This window comes from Stenotrophomonas pavanii, assembly GCF_900101175.1.
In the GTDB taxonomy this organism is placed as follows: domain Bacteria; phylum Pseudomonadota; class Gammaproteobacteria; order Xanthomonadales; family Xanthomonadaceae; genus Stenotrophomonas; species Stenotrophomonas pavanii.
Window position 1 is genome coordinate 1 of record NZ_FNFQ01000004.1, and the last position, 14,195, is coordinate 14,195.

The window sequence follows — 14,195 nt, forward strand, 5'->3', positions numbered from 1 at the left end:
TGCGCCGATGGTAGTGTGGCTCAAGCCATGCGAGAGTAGGTCATCGCCAGGGTTTATACCCAAAACCCCGCTGCTCACGCAGCGGGGTTTTTCTTTGTGCGCAGAACATGCGGGTAGTGCCGGCCGCTGGCCGGCAACCCCATGGCCCAGCATCGTCCCGGGAGATTCACGCGATGCGTGGAGGGGCTCCACGCGCAACCACGGTGCCAACCAAGGTTCGCAGCTACCGAGGGCAGGCGGATCAAAAGTAGATCCACGCCTTGCGTGGATGGGGTGTTCCTGCAAAAAGCGATGCCAACCAAGGTTGGCAGCTACGCTTCGCAGGCCCAGCCGGCCAGCGGCCGGCACTACCGTTAGAACCACGTCATGCGTGCATGGGTTGTTCCTGCGACAAGCCTAAGCAATAAAAAAACGGCGCCCTGCGGGCGCCGTTTTCCTCAACGTGCCACGCAGGGCCTCATCACGCTGCCCGCGACACTCCGTGCAGTTCCTGCTGGCGGAACACCGACACCGCCTCGGTGAGCGTGCCTGCCTGCGACTGCAGCTCGCGTGCGGCGGCGGTCGCTTCCTCCACCAGCGCGGCATTCTGCTGCGTGGCCTGGTCCATCTGCACGACGGTCTGGTTGATCTGCTCGATGCCGATCGACTGCTCCTGCGAGGCTGCGGAGATCTCATGCATCAAGTGGCTGACATTCTCCACGCCGCCGACAATGCCCTGCATGCGCAGGCCGGCATCGGCCACCAGCTGGGCACCCTCGCCGACCTGGCGGCCGGCCTCATCGATCAGCTTCTTGATCTCCTGTGCCGCGGCGGCCGATCGCTGCGCCAGCACGCGCACCTCACTGGCGACCACCGCGAAGCCGCGGCCCTGCTCACCGGCGCGTGCGGCCTCGACCGCTGCGTTGAGCGCGAGGATGTTGGTCTGGAACGCGATGCCATCGATGACGCCGGTGATGTCGCCGATCCGCTTCGAGGCGCCTTCGATCGCCTGCATGGTGTCGACCACCCGCTGCATGGCGACATTGCCGTCGCTGGCGGCGGCCTGGGTAGTGACCGCCAGCTGGCTGGCCTCGCGTGCATGGGCGGCATTCTGGCGCACGGTGGCGGTCAGCTCTTCCATCGACGCAGCGGTCTCCTGCAGATGCGCGGCCTGGCGCTCGCTGCGCTCGGACAATGCGCCGTTGCCGGCGGCAATCTCGCTGGCAGCGGTGCTGATCGACGCCGCGCATTCCTGGATGCGACCGACCATGCGTGCCAACTGGGCGGCGGTGGCGTTGGCATCACGCTGGATCGCGGCGAACGCACCGTGATACTCGCCATGCATGCGCCGATCAAGATCGCCGCTGGCCAGCGCCGAGAGCATCTGCCGCACTTCGTCGACAGTGCTGCCCAGCGTATCCAGCAGCTGGTTGATGCCACCGGTCAGGCCATCGAGGAAGCTGGCGCCCTCCGCTGGCTGCAGGCGCTGGCCAAGGTCGCCAGCGGCGGCGGCGGCGACGATGTCCGCGACGGCATTCTCCAGCTTGAGCTCCTGGGTGCGGTCATGCCACTCCACGGCAAAGCCCAGGCGCGTCCCCTGCGCGTCGAAGACCGGCGTAACGACCTGCGCGAAGTGCACCGGGCCGATCTGCACCTTGCCGTTGTGCGCGACCTGCAGGCCGTTGAGGATCGCGCGGATGCGGTCCGGGTTGGCGTGGAAGCGATGGATGCTGCTGCCGACCAGGCGCTCCGCGTCGAAATCAGGAAAGGCCTGGCGCAACGTCGCCTGCTGGTTGCGCAGCAGTGCCACCACCGAGCGGTTCACGTAGCGGATCACATGGTCGTTGTCGGCAATCATCATCGCGGTGCGCGACGCATCCAGCGCCTGGCGGATCTGCGCGTTCTCGGCATGCGACGCGGCTTCCCGTCCCCGCTGGGCCTGCACGTGCCGCGCAGTGTCGGCCAGGGCGTGGGCCAGCGAACCCGGTGCATAGGCGCGGGCATCGGCATGTGCCCCAAGATCGGCACCCGTGGCGATATCGCGTGCGAGTGCGGCGAGCCGACGCGGGCCATGGCCCAGTGCTTCGGTCTGCTGGCGCAGCCGCTGCGCGACCTGGCCGAGGAACAGGGTCAGCCCCGCGAGCATCGCGGCCTGCAGCAGCGTCGGCCACAGCGCAGCACCCGCCTGCGGCGGTACCAGCAGCGCGAGCGTGCCGACGCTGCCGGCCAGCCACACCGGCCAACGATCGCGATGGCCGAGCAGCACCCCCAGCAGCACGGCGATCGGCAACGCCGGCGACAGGCCGACGATGGTGCATGCCAGGGCCAACTGCAGCGCGACCAGGACCGCCAGGCCGTTGCGGGCGATGCTGCGGCCGGCCAATGGACCTGCCAGCCACAGCGCCGGCAGCACCGCAGCCGCCATGCACGCAGCGGCCACGACCTGCGGGCCACGCAGGGCCAACGCCAGGCCTGCGACGGCCAGTGTCGCGCTGCCGATCAACAGTCGACGGTCAGCGCCGCGGGCGAGTTGCTGCAGATGCGGCAGGCGGGCGGCATCGGGGGGACGGGAGGATGCAATGGACATCGGAGGCTCCTGGATCAGCAGACGACAACGACCACGCCGCAGCGCACGCAGCAGGGCGTGACCGGGGCATGTGTCGGGAATTCGAGGAATGCGGCGCGATCAGCGACGCGGAGACGGGACACCGTGGCCACTTCCTGTGGGTGACGGTGCAGCAGAGCGGGCATGCGGACTTCCTTGCAGAACCAGACACACGCCGCAGGCCCGACCGGGCCCGCGTGCAGCGGGCGCAAGGGCCCGCAACTGGTGTATCGGCCGCGAACGCGCAGAGTGAAGCGCGTGCTCGCCTGCGCTCAGCCGGCGTTGTCGTTGCTGAAGAAGCGCAGGATCACTTCGGCGACCCGCGCCGGATCCTCCATGTGCAGGTGATGGTTGCCGGGAAACACCGCCAGCCGTCCATCGCGCAGGTGCCGCAGGCGATCGCTGCGCATCGGTTCGGGATAGTAGGGCTGCGCGGGAGTGGCGTAGATCACCTGCGTCGGGCAGGTGATCGCCTGCAGCAGGTTGTCGATCTGGCCCTCGCTGAGGCGGATCGCCGTGGGCAGCATCAACCGTGGATCACTGCACCAGCGATAGCCACCCTCGACGGGCTCCACGCCACGCTCGACCAGCAGCCGCGCGCAGTGTTCGCTGAGCTGGTTGGTCATCATCCGCGCGCGGATCGGCGCGGCGAGGTCGGGGAACACGCGCAGCTGCTTGCGTGCCAGCGCCCGCGTCGCGTTCACGTGTTCGCGCAGGCGATGCGCGGTGTCCTCTTCGGGGCCACGCAGGCCACCGAGTGCTTCGATCGCCACCAGGCGCTCGACGCGATCACTGACGGCGGCGGTGAGGCTGGCGATGCCGGCGCCCATCGAATGGCCGAGCAGGCTGAAGCGGTCCCAGCCCAACGCGTCGGCGACGTCGAGTACGTGGCAGATGGCAGCGGCCGTGGTGTAGCTTGCGCCGGCCGGAAGATGGGCGCTGTGGCCGTGGCCAGGCAGGTCGACCGCCACCAGCTGCAACGACGGGAGGTGCGGGGCCAGCGGCACGAAGCTGGCGGCGTTGTCGAGCCAGCCATGCAGGGCCAGCACGCGCGGGCCGTCACCGGCGGTGCGCAGGCCGGCGACGCGTGCGCCCCCGACCTGGAGTTCAAACGGTTGCAGACTCATGCCAGCGAGGACACGGCCAGCCGCGCCAGCGCGCGCGCGTGCGCCGGATCGGCGTTGAGGCATGGAATGTAGCGCATCGTTGCGCCGCGCTCGGCCAGCGTTTCGGTGAAGCCCAGCGCGACCTCTTCCAGCGTTTCCAGGCAGTCGGTGGCGAATCCGGGGCAGACCACATCGATCTGCTTCACGCCGGATTCGGCCAGCGCCCACAGGCTGGGTTCGGCATACGGCTGCAGCCAGCGCTCGCGGCCGAAGCGCGACTGGTAACCCATTTGCCAGTCGTCCTTGCCCAGGCCCAGTGCGTGGGCGATGGCCTGCGCGCTGGCCGCACAGCGCTGCGGATACGGATCACCCGCGTCGGCCAGGCGCTGCGGGATGCCGTGGAAGGAGAACATCAGCTTCTGGCCGCGGCCGTGCTGTTCCCAGTAGCGGCGGATCGAGCCGGCAACGGCCTCGACCCAGCCCGGGTCGACCGAGTAGTCGCGTACCAGGCTGACGGTCACGCCCGGGTTGCGCCGCTGCCAGGCATCGACCCGGTCCTCGACCGAGGCGGTGGTGGTGGTGGAGTACTGCGGGTACAGCGGCAGCACCACGATGCGGCGTGCGCCTTCGGCGGCGAGGCGGTCGAGCTCGCCGGCCAGTGCCGGTTCGCCGTAGCGCATCGCATGGCGGACCTTCAGCGTCGGCAGCAGGGACTGCATCGCCTCCGCCAGTTGACGGGTATGAACCATCAACGGCGACCCGTCCGGTAGCCAGACCTGCGCATACTTGGCCGCGGACCGGCCGCTGCGCAGCGGCAGGATCAGGCCGCGCAGCAGCGGCTGCCACAGCAGCGCCGGAATCGCGACCACACGGGGATCGGACAGGAATTCGGCCAGGTAACGACGTACGGCGGGGGCCGTCGGCGTCTCGGGCGTGCCTAGGTTGACCGCCAGCACGGCGGTATCGGGTGCGTCGAGCATGGGAGCATTGTCGCCGATCCGGCGCCGCGCCGGGATGCAGGGTTCGGATGGCCGGCATAGGCCGCGTCAATGCGGGCAGGCAACGCTCATTGGCGATTCATGACAACGCCACTAATTTCAGTCACTTGCTATATCTTCCTATGGACTGACTTCTGGAGCCTGCCATGCGTCGCCCGATCCAAGCCCTGCTGATCGCCGCCAGCCTGCTGTCCAGCCAGGCCATGGCCGGACCGCAGGAAGACCAGCGCGCCCGCAACGCCGTGCGCGTGCTGGCCGAAATCCAGGAAATCCCTGAACAGGGTATTCCGGACAAATTGCTCGACGAAGGCCGCGCAGTCATCGTCATTCCCGACACGATCAAGGCCGGCCTGGTCATTGGCGGTCGTCGCGGCCACGGCCTGATGTCGGTGCGCATGCCCAATGGCGCGTGGTCGAGCCCGGTGTTCGTCAAGCTGACCGGTGGCAGCATCGGCTTCCAGGCCGGCGTCCAGTCTTCGGACGTGGTGCTGGTGTTCCGCAACGACCGCAGCCTGGACAACCTGGTCAACGGTAAATTCACCCTCGGTGCCGATGCCGGCGTTGCCGCCGGCCCGGTGGGCCGCAATGCCGCGGCGGCCACCGACGGCCAGCTGAAGGCCGAGATCTGGTCGTGGTCGCGCGCCCGCGGGCTGTTCGCCGGTGTCGCCCTGGATGGCGCGGTGCTGCAGATCGACGATGCCGCCAACCTGGAGGCCTACGGCAGCAACACCACGCCGCGGATGATCTTCGAAGGGCGGGTTGCCGGTTCCCCGTCGATGGACGTGGTCGCCTTCCGCGATCGCCTGGAGGAGGCCACCTACGCCGCGCGCAACAACCGCAACGGCACGGCTGGCACTGCGCCGCGTCCGGCCCCGGCGGCGGCTCCTGTGCCTGTTCAGGCAGCCCCTGCGGCCCCGGCCGAAGCGACCACTGCGCCGCTGCAGAACGTGCCGCAGACGCCGCCGCCGCAGCAGCAGGGCTTCCAGCCGGTCAACGACGGCGAAATCCGCACGGAAACGCTGGGCGGGAACTGACTTTCGTCACGCGCGCCGGCTAACAGCCGGTGCGCTATGCTCGACAGCCTGATCACTAACGTAACGAGCGTCTTTATGGGCAGTTTCAGCATCTGGCATTGGTTGGTCGTGCTGGCCATCGTCCTGCTGGTGTTCGGCACCAAGCGCCTGACCAGCGGCGCCAAGGACCTCGGTTCGGCGGTCAAGGAATTCAAGAAGGGCATGCGCGACGACGACAAGCCGAACGCGCAGCTGGGCGATGAATCGCGCAGCCAGGACGCCTCGCGCACCGCGCAGGACGAGCACGACCGCAGCCCTCGCTGATCCGGAGCGGTCGCGGTGTTTGATATCGGCTTCAGCGAACTGCTGGTGATCGCGGTGGTCGCCCTGGTGGTGCTCGGTCCCGAGCGCCTGCCCAAGGCGGCCCGCTTCGCCGGCCTGTGGGTACGGCGTGCCCGCAACCAGTGGGATTCGGTGAAACAGGAACTGGAACGCGAACTGCAGGCCGAAGAGATCAAGCGGCAGATGCAGGACGTGCGCCAGGGCATGCAGGACACCGAGAACCAGTTGCGTGCCAGCGGCGAGGCACTGCGTCGCGAAGCCCAGCAGGCGCAGCGGCAGGGCGATGAGCTGGTACAGGAAGTACGCGCACCCGCGCAGGCGGACGTTCCGCCGCACCTGGGCGGGCCTGCCGCGGAGGCACCCGCACAGGAGCCTGCTGCACCCGACGCGACCACCGCCGCTGACGCCGGTGCGGTGGCGCCGACGCAGCGCACGGAGCGCCAGCCATGAGCGAACAGGATTTCGGCGAGAGCTCGCTGGTCGAACATCTGGTGGAACTGCGCGGCCGTCTGGTGCGCGCCCTGCTTGGCCTGGGCGTGGTGCTGCTGGCGCTGCTGCCGTTCACCCAGAAACTCTACAACGCCCTGGCCGAACCTCTGGTCTCGCAGCTGCCCAATGGGCAGACGATGATCGCGACCAATCCGGCCGGCGCCTTCTTCGCGCCCTTGAAGCTGACGTTCTTCGTGGCCCTGTTCGTGGCGGTGCCGTGGCTGCTGTACCAGCTGTGGGCCTTCGTCGCCCCGGGGCTGTATGCGCGTGAGAAGCGCCTGGCGGTGCCGCTGCTGGTGTCTTCGGTACTGCTGTTCTACACCGGCTGTGCCTTCGCCTACTTCCTGGTGCTGCCGGCGGTGTTCCATTTCCTGACCACCTTCAGCCCCGACGTGATCGCGATCACCCCGGATGCGAACGCCTACCTGGATTTCGTGCTGGCGATCTTCTTCGCCTTCGGTGGCAGTTTCGAACTGCCGGTGGCGATGGTGATCCTGGTCCTGCTGGGCTGGGTGACGCCGCAGCAGTTCAAGGAAGGCCGCGGCTACGCGATCGTCGGCATCTTCGTGCTGGCAGCGGTGCTGACTCCGCCGGACGTGGTCTCGCAGCTGATGCTGGCGATCCCGATGTGCCTGCTCTACGAGCTGGGCATTCACGCCGCACGCTGGCTGGTGCCGTCATCGGCAGTCAAGAAGCCCGCCGCCTGAAAAGCCAAAAGGGGACGGAGGGGATTAAGTCGTTAGCTGCACACACTGGGCATAAACGACTTAATCCCCTCCGTCCCCTTTTCCCATCAGGCGTGGAAGATGTCGCTCGAGGTCGGGGTGGTCGGGATCGGCGGTGCGGCGCGGCTGCCACGGTGCACGAACATCTGCTTCCACGCGGCATAGACCGCGCCGACATACAGCGGCATCAGCACCGTGGTCAGCACCAGCTGCGCGATGAAGGCGGCCGCCAGCGGGCCACCGATCAGCATCGCGATCTGGATCACGATCACGAACAGGATGTAGATGCAGAACGCGGCGATCAGGCCAAGCACGGCGAACACGATCATCGCGCCGATGTTCTCGATGCAGCCCTGCAGGCTCAGGCGCAGCGCGTGCATGCCGCTCTGCTTGTCGAACACCACCAGCGCCGGCTGGGTGAACATTGCCAGCGACAGTGCGACCGCGCTCAGGAACACCAGCAGCATCCACAGTGCGATGCGCTTGGCCGGCAGGTTGGCCACCAGCGCCGCGGCATCGTCCGGCTTGATCTGCTGGCCACTGCGGCTGATCTCTTCCATCTTGGTCATGACCTCGCTGAAGGCGGTGAAGCCTTCGCGGCCGATCATCAGAAACAGCAGCGCGCCCAGCAGCAGCACCGCCAGCACCTGGATCGCCAGCGGCACCAGCAGGTGGCTGACGCGGTGGTCGCGGATCGGCTGCAGCAGGTGCGAGGACAGGCCCGGGCGGCCTTCGTCGATCTCACCCACGGCGTACAGCATGCCGCCGAACATGATCGGCGAGATGGCCAGGGTCATCAGCTGCACGGCCATGCCGGCGGCGCCGGGAATCAGCGTCGACAACAGCGTGACCACCCAGCTCACCAGCAGCCAGGCCAGGCCGATCCGGGCCAGCTGCAGCGGCGCACGCCGGTACAGCGAGAACGTATCCAGCAACCACTGGGCGCCCGCCGAGGCCGGCAGCTTGCGAATCTCTTTCATGGACATCCGGGAAGGACAGGAGGGGCCGGGCGCTTGCCCGTGCCGCCGATTATCCCTGTTTTGCCGCCGGCTGGGCTGAAGACAGCCGCGCCTGGCGAACGAAGCGGCGCAGCAGCTGGCGGGCCAGCGGTGCGGCGCTGACCGCGCGCTCGATGCTGCGGGCGCAGCCGCCATGGCGGCCGATGCAGTCGGCGCGGGCACGCACGTAGCCGCGCATGTGGTGGGTGGCGAACTCGGGGTGGAACTGTACGCCCCAGGCCTGGCGCCCCCAGCGGAAGGCATGGCAGCCATCCAGCGGCGAGCGTGCCAGCACTTCGGCGCCGTCCGGCGCGCGCAGCACGGTCTGCAGGTGGGTCGCGTGGGCGGCAAAGTGCTGCGGCAGGCCCTGGAACAGCGGGTCCTGCGCCGCCTGCGGCTGCAGCTCCAGTTCGATCGTGCCTGACTCGCGGCCGGCCGGGTTGTAGGCCACCTCGCCGCCCAGCGCGTGCGCCAGCAGCTGGTGGCCATAGCAGATGCCGAACACCGGCAGGCCGGCGTGGGCGGTCTGGCGCAGCCATGCGGCGCTGCGCTCACTCCATTCGGCGTGGTCGGTGACGAAGGCGGCCGAGCCGGTCACCAGCACGCCGGCGAAGGCGTGCGGATCGGGCAGTGCGCCGCCGTGTTCGACGTCGACCACCACGGTCTGGTGTTCTTCCAGCCCGGCGGCCACGCGGATCCAGTGCGGAAAGCGCCCGTAGCGGCGCAGCGACGGCACCGGGCGGCCGGTTTCAAGGATCAGGAACGGGGCTGGGTTCATCCGGGGGCGGCAGGACTGACAGGACTTCCTCGATTGTAGTCAGCCCCTGCGCCACCTTTTCAAGCCCGGCCTGGCGCAGGGTTCGCAGCCCTTCAGCCCGCGCGGCACGGGTGAAACCGGCCAGATCCATGTCGGCGCGGATCTGCCCACGCAGCCGCGAGCCCAATGGCAGCAACTCATACAGGCCGATGCGGCCGAGGAATCCGGTGCGCCGGCACTCCAGGCAACCGACCGGACGACAGGGCGTGGCGGCATCTGGATATGCAGCTTGGCTATCAGCCAGCACCGCCCAGTCGGCAGCACCAAGGGTGTGCGGCTGCTTGCAGTGCGGGCACAGCGTGCGCACCAGGCGCTGGGCGAGGATGCCGTTGAGGGTGCTGGCCAGCAGGTAGTGCGGCACGCCCAGGTCGAGCAGGCGGGTGACCGCCGACGGCGCGTCGTTGGTATGCAGCGTAGACAGCACCAGGTGGCCGGTCAGCGAGGCCTGCACCGCCATCTGCGCGGTTTCCAGGTCGCGGATCTCGCCGATCATGATGATGTCCGGGTCCTGCCGCAGCAGCGTGCGCACGCCGCTGGCGAAATCCAGGTCGATGTTGGCCTGCACCTGCATCTGGTTGAACTCGGGCGCGATCATCTCGATCGGGTCCTCCACCGTGCACACGTTCACGTCGGGCGTAGCCAGCCGCTTCAGCGTCGAATACAGGGTGGTGGTCTTGCCCGAGCCGGTCGGGCCGGTGACGAGCACGATGCCGTGCGGGCGTTCGACCAGGGCGTTCCAGCCGGCGGCCTCCTGCGGGCTGAAGCCGAGCTGGTCGATGCTCTTGAAGGCGGCATCCGGGTCGAAGATGCGCATCACGCACTTCTCGCCGAAGGCGGTGGGCATGGTCGACAGGCGCATCTCGACTTCGCGGCCACCCGGCGAGCGGGTCTTGATGCGGCCGTCCTGCGGGCGCCGGCGTTCGGCCAGGTCCATGCGGCCGAGCACCTTGATGCGGCTGACCACGGCGGTCATCACCGCCGGTGGCACCTCGAACACCTTGTGCAGCACGCCATCGATGCGGAAGCGCATGCGCCCCATCTCGCGGCGCGGTTCCAGGTGGATGTCCGAGGCGCGCTGTTCGTAGGCGTACTGCAGCAGCCAGTCGACGATGTGCACGATGTGCTGGTCGTCGGCATTGACGTCGCCGGTGCGGCCCAGCTCGACCAGCTGCTCGAAGCTGGGCAGGGTGGTGCTGGCTTCGCCGCGGACATCGCCGCGCGCGCCACGCACCGAGCGGGTCACCCCGTAGAACTCCATGGTGTAGCGGTGCAGGTCGAGCGGATTGACCACCGCCAGCTCGATGCTGCGGCGGGTCAGGTGCTGCAGGTCGCGGCGCCACTCCTGCACCAGCGGCTCGCTGGTGGCCACCAGCACCCGTTCGGCATCCACCGCCAGCGGCAGGAAGCGATGGCGGCGGGCGTAGGCGTGGGAGACCAGCGCGGTGACCGCGGCGACGTCGACCCGGGTCGGATCGATGCGCAGGTAGCGGCTGCCGGTGCGCCGGGCCAGCCATTCGGTCAGGCGTTCCAGGGTCAGTTCGCCACCGTCGTGGGCGGCCAGCTTGAGGTTGGACAGCAGCACCAGCGGGTGCACTTCGCTGGCATTGCGGGCGCCCTGTGCGGAAAACCGCATGCGCTCGACATCGTGCTCGGCGACCAGGCCATCGGCCAGCAGCGCTGCGCAGACCTGTTCGAAATGCAGGCGTCCCCACGGCAGCGGGATGTCGCCTGGCTCGCCGGGCGTGCCCACCGGCAGCCGATGTTCCATCTGCCTGCTCCTCCCGGGTACGGAATGCCCCGCAGGTCGGCCGTTATACTAACGCACCCCCTTGCCGGCCAAGACTCGTACGCATGTCCGCGACCCCGACCGTTCCGATCACCTTCCAGGGCCTGATCCAGACCCTGAACCAGTTCTGGGCCCAGCAGGGCTGCGTGCTCATCCAGCCGCTCGACCTGGAGGTGGGCGCCGGTACCTTCCACCCGGCCACCTTCCTGCGTGCGATCGGTCCGGAACGCTGGAACGCGGCCTACGTGCAGCCCTCGCGCCGCCCGACCGACGGCCGCTACGGCGAGAACCCGAACCGCCTGCAGCGCTACTACCAGTACCAGGTGGCGATGAAGCCGGCGCCGGACAACATCCAGCAGCTGTACCTGGATTCGCTGAAGGCGCTGGGCATCGACCCGCTGGTGCACGACCTGCGTTTCGTCGAGGACAACTGGGAATCGCCGACGCTGGGCGCCTGGGGCCTAGGCTGGGAAGTCTGGCTCAACGGCATGGAAGTGACCCAGTTCACCTACTTCCAGCAGGCCGGTGGCCTGGAGTGCCGCCCGGTGCTGGGCGAGATCACCTACGGTCTCGAACGCCTGTGCATGTACCTGCAGAACTGCGACAACGTCTACGACCTGGTCTGGACCTACGGCCCGGACGGGCAGCCGGTGACCTATGGCGACGTCTACCACCAGAACGAAGTCGAGCAGAGCACGTACAACTTCGAATACGCCGACGTGGACGAAATGTTCCACCGCTTCGATGCCTGCGAGCGTGAAGCGCAGAAGCTGGTCGAGGTGGGCCTGCCGCTGCCGGCTTACGAGCAGGTGATGAAGGCCAGCCACACCTTCAACCTGCTCGATGCACGCCGCGCGATCAGCGTGACCGAGCGCCAGCGCTACATCCTGCGCGTGCGCGCGCTGGCCCAGGCGGTGGCCAAGGCGTACTACGAGCAGCGCGAGAAGCTGGGCTTCCCGGGCGCGAAGAAGGCCTGACGGGCCGTCCGCAGCCACCCGCTTTTCATCAACTACCGGGGCGCCGGACGCGTCGCGCGCTGCGCCCCCACCACAGGATCGAACCGATGAGCCAACTGTCCCCCCTGCTGATCGAACTGGGCACCGAGGAGCTGCCGGTCAAGGCGCTGCCGGGCCTGGCCCAGGCGTTCTTCGACGGTATTGTCGAAGGGCTGCGCACGCGCGGCGTCGCACTGGACCTGGGCGATGCACGCCCGCTGTCGACCCCGCGCCGGCTGGCCGTGCTGCTGCCGGGCGTTGGCCTGGAACAGCCGGAACAGCACAGCGAAGTGCTGGGCCCGTACCTGAACATCGCACTGGACGCCGAGGGCCAGCCGACCAAGGCGTTGCTGGGCTTCGCCGCCAAGGCCGGGATCGACTGGACCGCGCTGGAGAAGACCACCGACAACAAGGGTGAGCGCTTCGTGCACCGTGCGGTGACCCCGGGCGCACGCACCGCCAGCCTGTTGCCGGAGATCCTGCGCGAGGCGATTGCGGCGATGCCGATTCCCAAGCCGATGCGCTGGGGCGACCACACCTGGGGCTTTGCGCGCCCGGCGCACTGGCTGGTGCTGCTGCACGGTACCGAGGTGGTGGAGGCCGAGCTGTTCGGCCTGCAGGCCGGCCGTATCAGCCGTGGCCATCGCTTCCACCATGACCAGCCCGTGTCGCTGGGCCAGCCGCAGGATTACGTTGAAGCCCTGCGCGCCGCCTTCGTGCTGGTCGACCCGAGCGAGCGCCGTGCGCGCATCGTCGCCGAGGTCGAGGCCGCCGCGGCCAAGGCCGGTGGCAGCGCCCGCATCAGCGAGGACAACCTGGAGCAGGTGGTGAACCTGGTCGAGTGCCCGTCGGCGGTGCTGTGCAGCTTCGAACGCGCCTTCCTGGCAGTGCCGCAGGAAGCACTGATCGAAACGATGGAGATCAACCAGAAGTTCTTCCCGGTGCTGGATGCGGCCGGCACCCTGACCGAGAAGTTCATCGGCATCGCCAACATCGAATCGAAGGACGTGGCCGAGGTGGCCAAGGGCTACGAGCGGGTGATCCGCCCGCGCTTCGCCGATGCCAAGTTCTTCTTCGACGAGGACCTGAAGCAGGGCCTGGCGTCGATGGGCGACGGCCTGAAGACGGTGACCTACCAGGCCAAGCTGGGCAGCGTGGCCGACAAGGTGGCGCGCGTGGCGGTCCTGGCCGAGGTGATCGCGCCGCAGGTCGGCGCCGATCCGGTGCAGGCCAGGCGGGCTGCCGAGCTGGCCAAGAACGACCTGCAGTCGCGCATGGTCAACGAGTTCCCGGAGCTGCAGGGCATCGCGGGCCGCCACTACGCCGTGGCCGGTGGTGAGCCGGAAGAGGTGGCGCTGGCCATCGACGAGGCCTACCAGCCGCGCTTCGGCGGTGATGACATCGCGCTGTCGCCGCTGGGCAAGGTGCTGGCCATCGCCGAACGCGTCGACACGCTGGCCGGTGGTTTCGCCGCGGGCCTGAAGCCGACCGGCAACAAGGACCCGTTCGCCCTGCGCCGCAATGCGCTGGGCCTGGCCCGCACGATCATCGAAAGCGGCTTCGAGCTGGACTTGCGCGCGCTGCTGGCCAGCGCCAACGCCGGCCTGGCCGCGCGCAACGTGCAGGCCGATGTCGGCGAGCTGTACGACTTCATCCTCGACCGCCTGAAGGGCTATTACAGCGACAAGGGCGTGCCGGCCACGCACTTCAACGCGGTGGCCGAACTGAAGCCGGCCTCGCTGTACGACTTCGACCGCCGCCTGGATGCGATCGGCACCTTCGCCGCACTGCCGGAAGCCGAAGCACTGGCTGCGGCCAACAAGCGCATCCGCAACATCCTGCGCAAGGCCGAGGGCGACATTCCGGCGCAGATCGACCCGGCGCTGCTGCAGGAGGACGCCGAGCGCGCGCTGGCCGAAGCGGTCACCGCCGCCATCGACGACACCGGCGCCAGCCTGCAGCACAAGGACTACGTGGCGGTGCTGGCGCGCCTGGCCCGCCTGCGTCCGCAGGTCGACGCGTTCTTCGATGGCGTGATGGTCAATGCCGAGGATCCGGCACTGCGCGGCAATCGCCTTGCGCTGCTGACGATGCTGGGCGAGCGCTTGGGCAAGGTGGCGGCGATCGAGCATCTGTCGAGCTGATGCCCGTATCGGTAGTGCCGGCCGCTGGCCGGCATTGCCACCGCGCATCGCATCGACCTGTGGATTGCCGGCCAGCGGCCGGCGGATGTCCATCGGGGTCATCGCCGGCATCGCGCACGATGCCGGCATCCTCGCCTGCAATTGCGATGATCGCCACAGAGGCGCGTATTTTGACCGCCACTTAACAACCGATCCCCG

The 14,195-nt window shown here is 68.5% G+C and carries 12 protein-coding genes; 6 read left to right on the plus strand and 6 right to left on the minus strand.

Translation table 11 applies throughout. The features are described from left to right. Nucleotides 1-460: 460 nt before the first annotated feature. From BLS66_RS08610 to hemH, 3 genes are all read right to left on the minus strand, one after another. A complete protein-coding gene (locus tag BLS66_RS08610; RefSeq protein WP_074725649.1) occupies nucleotides 461-2,566 on the minus strand; it encodes a methyl-accepting chemotaxis protein in 2,106 nt (701 codons plus the stop codon). Between the two features lie 290 nt (nucleotides 2,567-2,856). After that, nucleotides 2,857-3,711 (minus strand): alpha/beta fold hydrolase, encoded by an 855-nt coding sequence (locus tag BLS66_RS08615; RefSeq protein ID WP_057494418.1) that lies wholly within the window; start codon nucleotides 3,709-3,711, stop codon nucleotides 2,857-2,859. After that, nucleotides 3,708-4,670: a ferrochelatase gene (gene hemH, locus BLS66_RS08620; RefSeq protein WP_057494419.1), complete on the minus strand. Its 963-nt coding sequence runs from the start codon at nucleotides 4,668-4,670 to the stop codon at nucleotides 3,708-3,710. The genes BLS66_RS08615 and hemH overlap by 4 nt, the downstream gene beginning before the upstream one ends. A 164-nt stretch (nucleotides 4,671-4,834) precedes the next feature. Here hemH and BLS66_RS08625 point away from each other — a divergent pair, with 164 nt between their 5' ends. The 4 genes from BLS66_RS08625 to tatC all read left to right on the plus strand — a co-directional run bounded on the left by BLS66_RS08625 (nucleotide 4,835) and on the right by tatC (nucleotide 7,239). Beyond that, nucleotides 4,835-5,722, plus strand: coding sequence for a lipid-binding SYLF domain-containing protein (locus BLS66_RS08625; protein ID WP_049471086.1), 888 nt, complete (start codon nucleotides 4,835-4,837; stop codon nucleotides 5,720-5,722). Nucleotides 5,723-5,797: 75 nt separating this feature from the next. Then, entirely contained in the window at nucleotides 5,798-6,025 is a 228-nt protein-coding gene (tatA, locus tag BLS66_RS08630; protein WP_049471087.1) for a Sec-independent protein translocase subunit TatA, read from the plus strand. 15 nt (nucleotides 6,026-6,040) lie between these two features. After that, the gene (gene tatB, locus BLS66_RS08635) at nucleotides 6,041-6,493 is read left to right on the plus strand and encodes a Sec-independent protein translocase protein TatB (protein ID WP_074725650.1); all 453 of its coding nucleotides are present in this window, start codon (nucleotides 6,041-6,043) and stop codon (nucleotides 6,491-6,493) included. Beyond that, nucleotides 6,490-7,239 (plus strand): twin-arginine translocase subunit TatC, encoded by a 750-nt coding sequence (gene tatC / locus BLS66_RS08640; RefSeq protein WP_005420449.1) that lies wholly within the window; start codon nucleotides 6,490-6,492, stop codon nucleotides 7,237-7,239. The genes tatB and tatC overlap by 4 nt, the downstream gene beginning before the upstream one ends. A gap of 86 nt (nucleotides 7,240-7,325) precedes the next feature. On the opposite strand, the gene BLS66_RS08645 is transcribed toward tatC, so the two are convergent. The 3 genes from BLS66_RS08645 to BLS66_RS08655 are packed head-to-tail and all read right to left on the minus strand — an operon-like array spanning nucleotide 7,326 to nucleotide 10,840. Next, the gene (locus BLS66_RS08645; protein ID WP_049471093.1) at nucleotides 7,326-8,237 is read right to left on the minus strand and encodes a BPSS1780 family membrane protein; all 912 of its coding nucleotides are present in this window, start codon (nucleotides 8,235-8,237) and stop codon (nucleotides 7,326-7,328) included. A 49-nt stretch (nucleotides 8,238-8,286) separates the two neighbouring features. Continuing rightward, nucleotides 8,287-9,033, minus strand: coding sequence for a glutamine amidotransferase (locus tag BLS66_RS08650; RefSeq protein ID WP_049471095.1), 747 nt, complete (start codon nucleotides 9,031-9,033; stop codon nucleotides 8,287-8,289). Next, nucleotides 9,005-10,840, minus strand: a complete 1,836-nt coding sequence (locus tag BLS66_RS08655; protein ID WP_049471097.1) for a GspE/PulE family protein — start codon at nucleotides 10,838-10,840, stop codon at nucleotides 9,005-9,007. Before BLS66_RS08655 ends, BLS66_RS08650 begins: the two co-directional genes overlap by 29 nt. An 83-nt stretch (nucleotides 10,841-10,923) precedes the next feature. Between BLS66_RS08655 and glyQ the strand changes: the two genes are divergently transcribed. Continuing rightward, on the plus strand, nucleotides 10,924-11,835 hold the full coding sequence (glyQ, locus tag BLS66_RS08660) for a glycine--tRNA ligase subunit alpha (RefSeq protein WP_014648902.1): 912 nt from the start codon (nucleotides 10,924-10,926) through the stop codon (nucleotides 11,833-11,835). Between the two features lie 86 nt (nucleotides 11,836-11,921). Then, a complete protein-coding gene (glyS, locus tag BLS66_RS08665; protein ID WP_074725651.1) occupies nucleotides 11,922-13,997 on the plus strand; it encodes a glycine--tRNA ligase subunit beta in 2,076 nt (691 codons plus the stop codon). The last annotated feature ends 198 nt before the right edge of the window (nucleotides 13,998-14,195 follow it).

Excerpts from the sequence above, each read along its gene's own strand:
- BLS66_RS08610 (WP_074725649.1), bottom strand. The coding sequence starts at position 2,566 with ATGTCCATTGCATCCTCCCGTCCCCCCGATGCCGCCCGCCTGCCGCAT.
- BLS66_RS08615 (WP_057494418.1), bottom strand. The coding sequence starts at position 3,711 with ATGAGTCTGCAACCGTTTGAACTCCAGGTCGGGGGCGCACGCGTCGCC.
- hemH (WP_057494419.1), bottom strand. The coding sequence starts at position 4,670 with ATGCTCGACGCACCCGATACCGCCGTGCTGGCGGTCAACCTAGGCACG.
- BLS66_RS08625 (WP_049471086.1), top strand. The coding sequence starts at position 4,835 with ATGCGTCGCCCGATCCAAGCCCTGCTGATCGCCGCCAGCCTGCTGTCC.
- tatA (WP_049471087.1), top strand. The coding sequence starts at position 5,798 with ATGGGCAGTTTCAGCATCTGGCATTGGTTGGTCGTGCTGGCCATCGTC.
- tatC (WP_005420449.1), top strand. The coding sequence starts at position 6,490 with ATGAGCGAACAGGATTTCGGCGAGAGCTCGCTGGTCGAACATCTGGTG.
- BLS66_RS08645 (WP_049471093.1), bottom strand. The coding sequence starts at position 8,237 with ATGAAAGAGATTCGCAAGCTGCCGGCCTCGGCGGGCGCCCAGTGGTTG.
- BLS66_RS08650 (WP_049471095.1), bottom strand. The coding sequence starts at position 9,033 with ATGAACCCAGCCCCGTTCCTGATCCTTGAAACCGGCCGCCCGGTGCCG.
- BLS66_RS08655 (WP_049471097.1), bottom strand. The coding sequence starts at position 10,840 with ATGGAACATCGGCTGCCGGTGGGCACGCCCGGCGAGCCAGGCGACATC.
- glyQ (WP_014648902.1), top strand. The coding sequence starts at position 10,924 with ATGTCCGCGACCCCGACCGTTCCGATCACCTTCCAGGGCCTGATCCAG.
- glyS (WP_074725651.1), top strand. The coding sequence starts at position 11,922 with ATGAGCCAACTGTCCCCCCTGCTGATCGAACTGGGCACCGAGGAGCTG.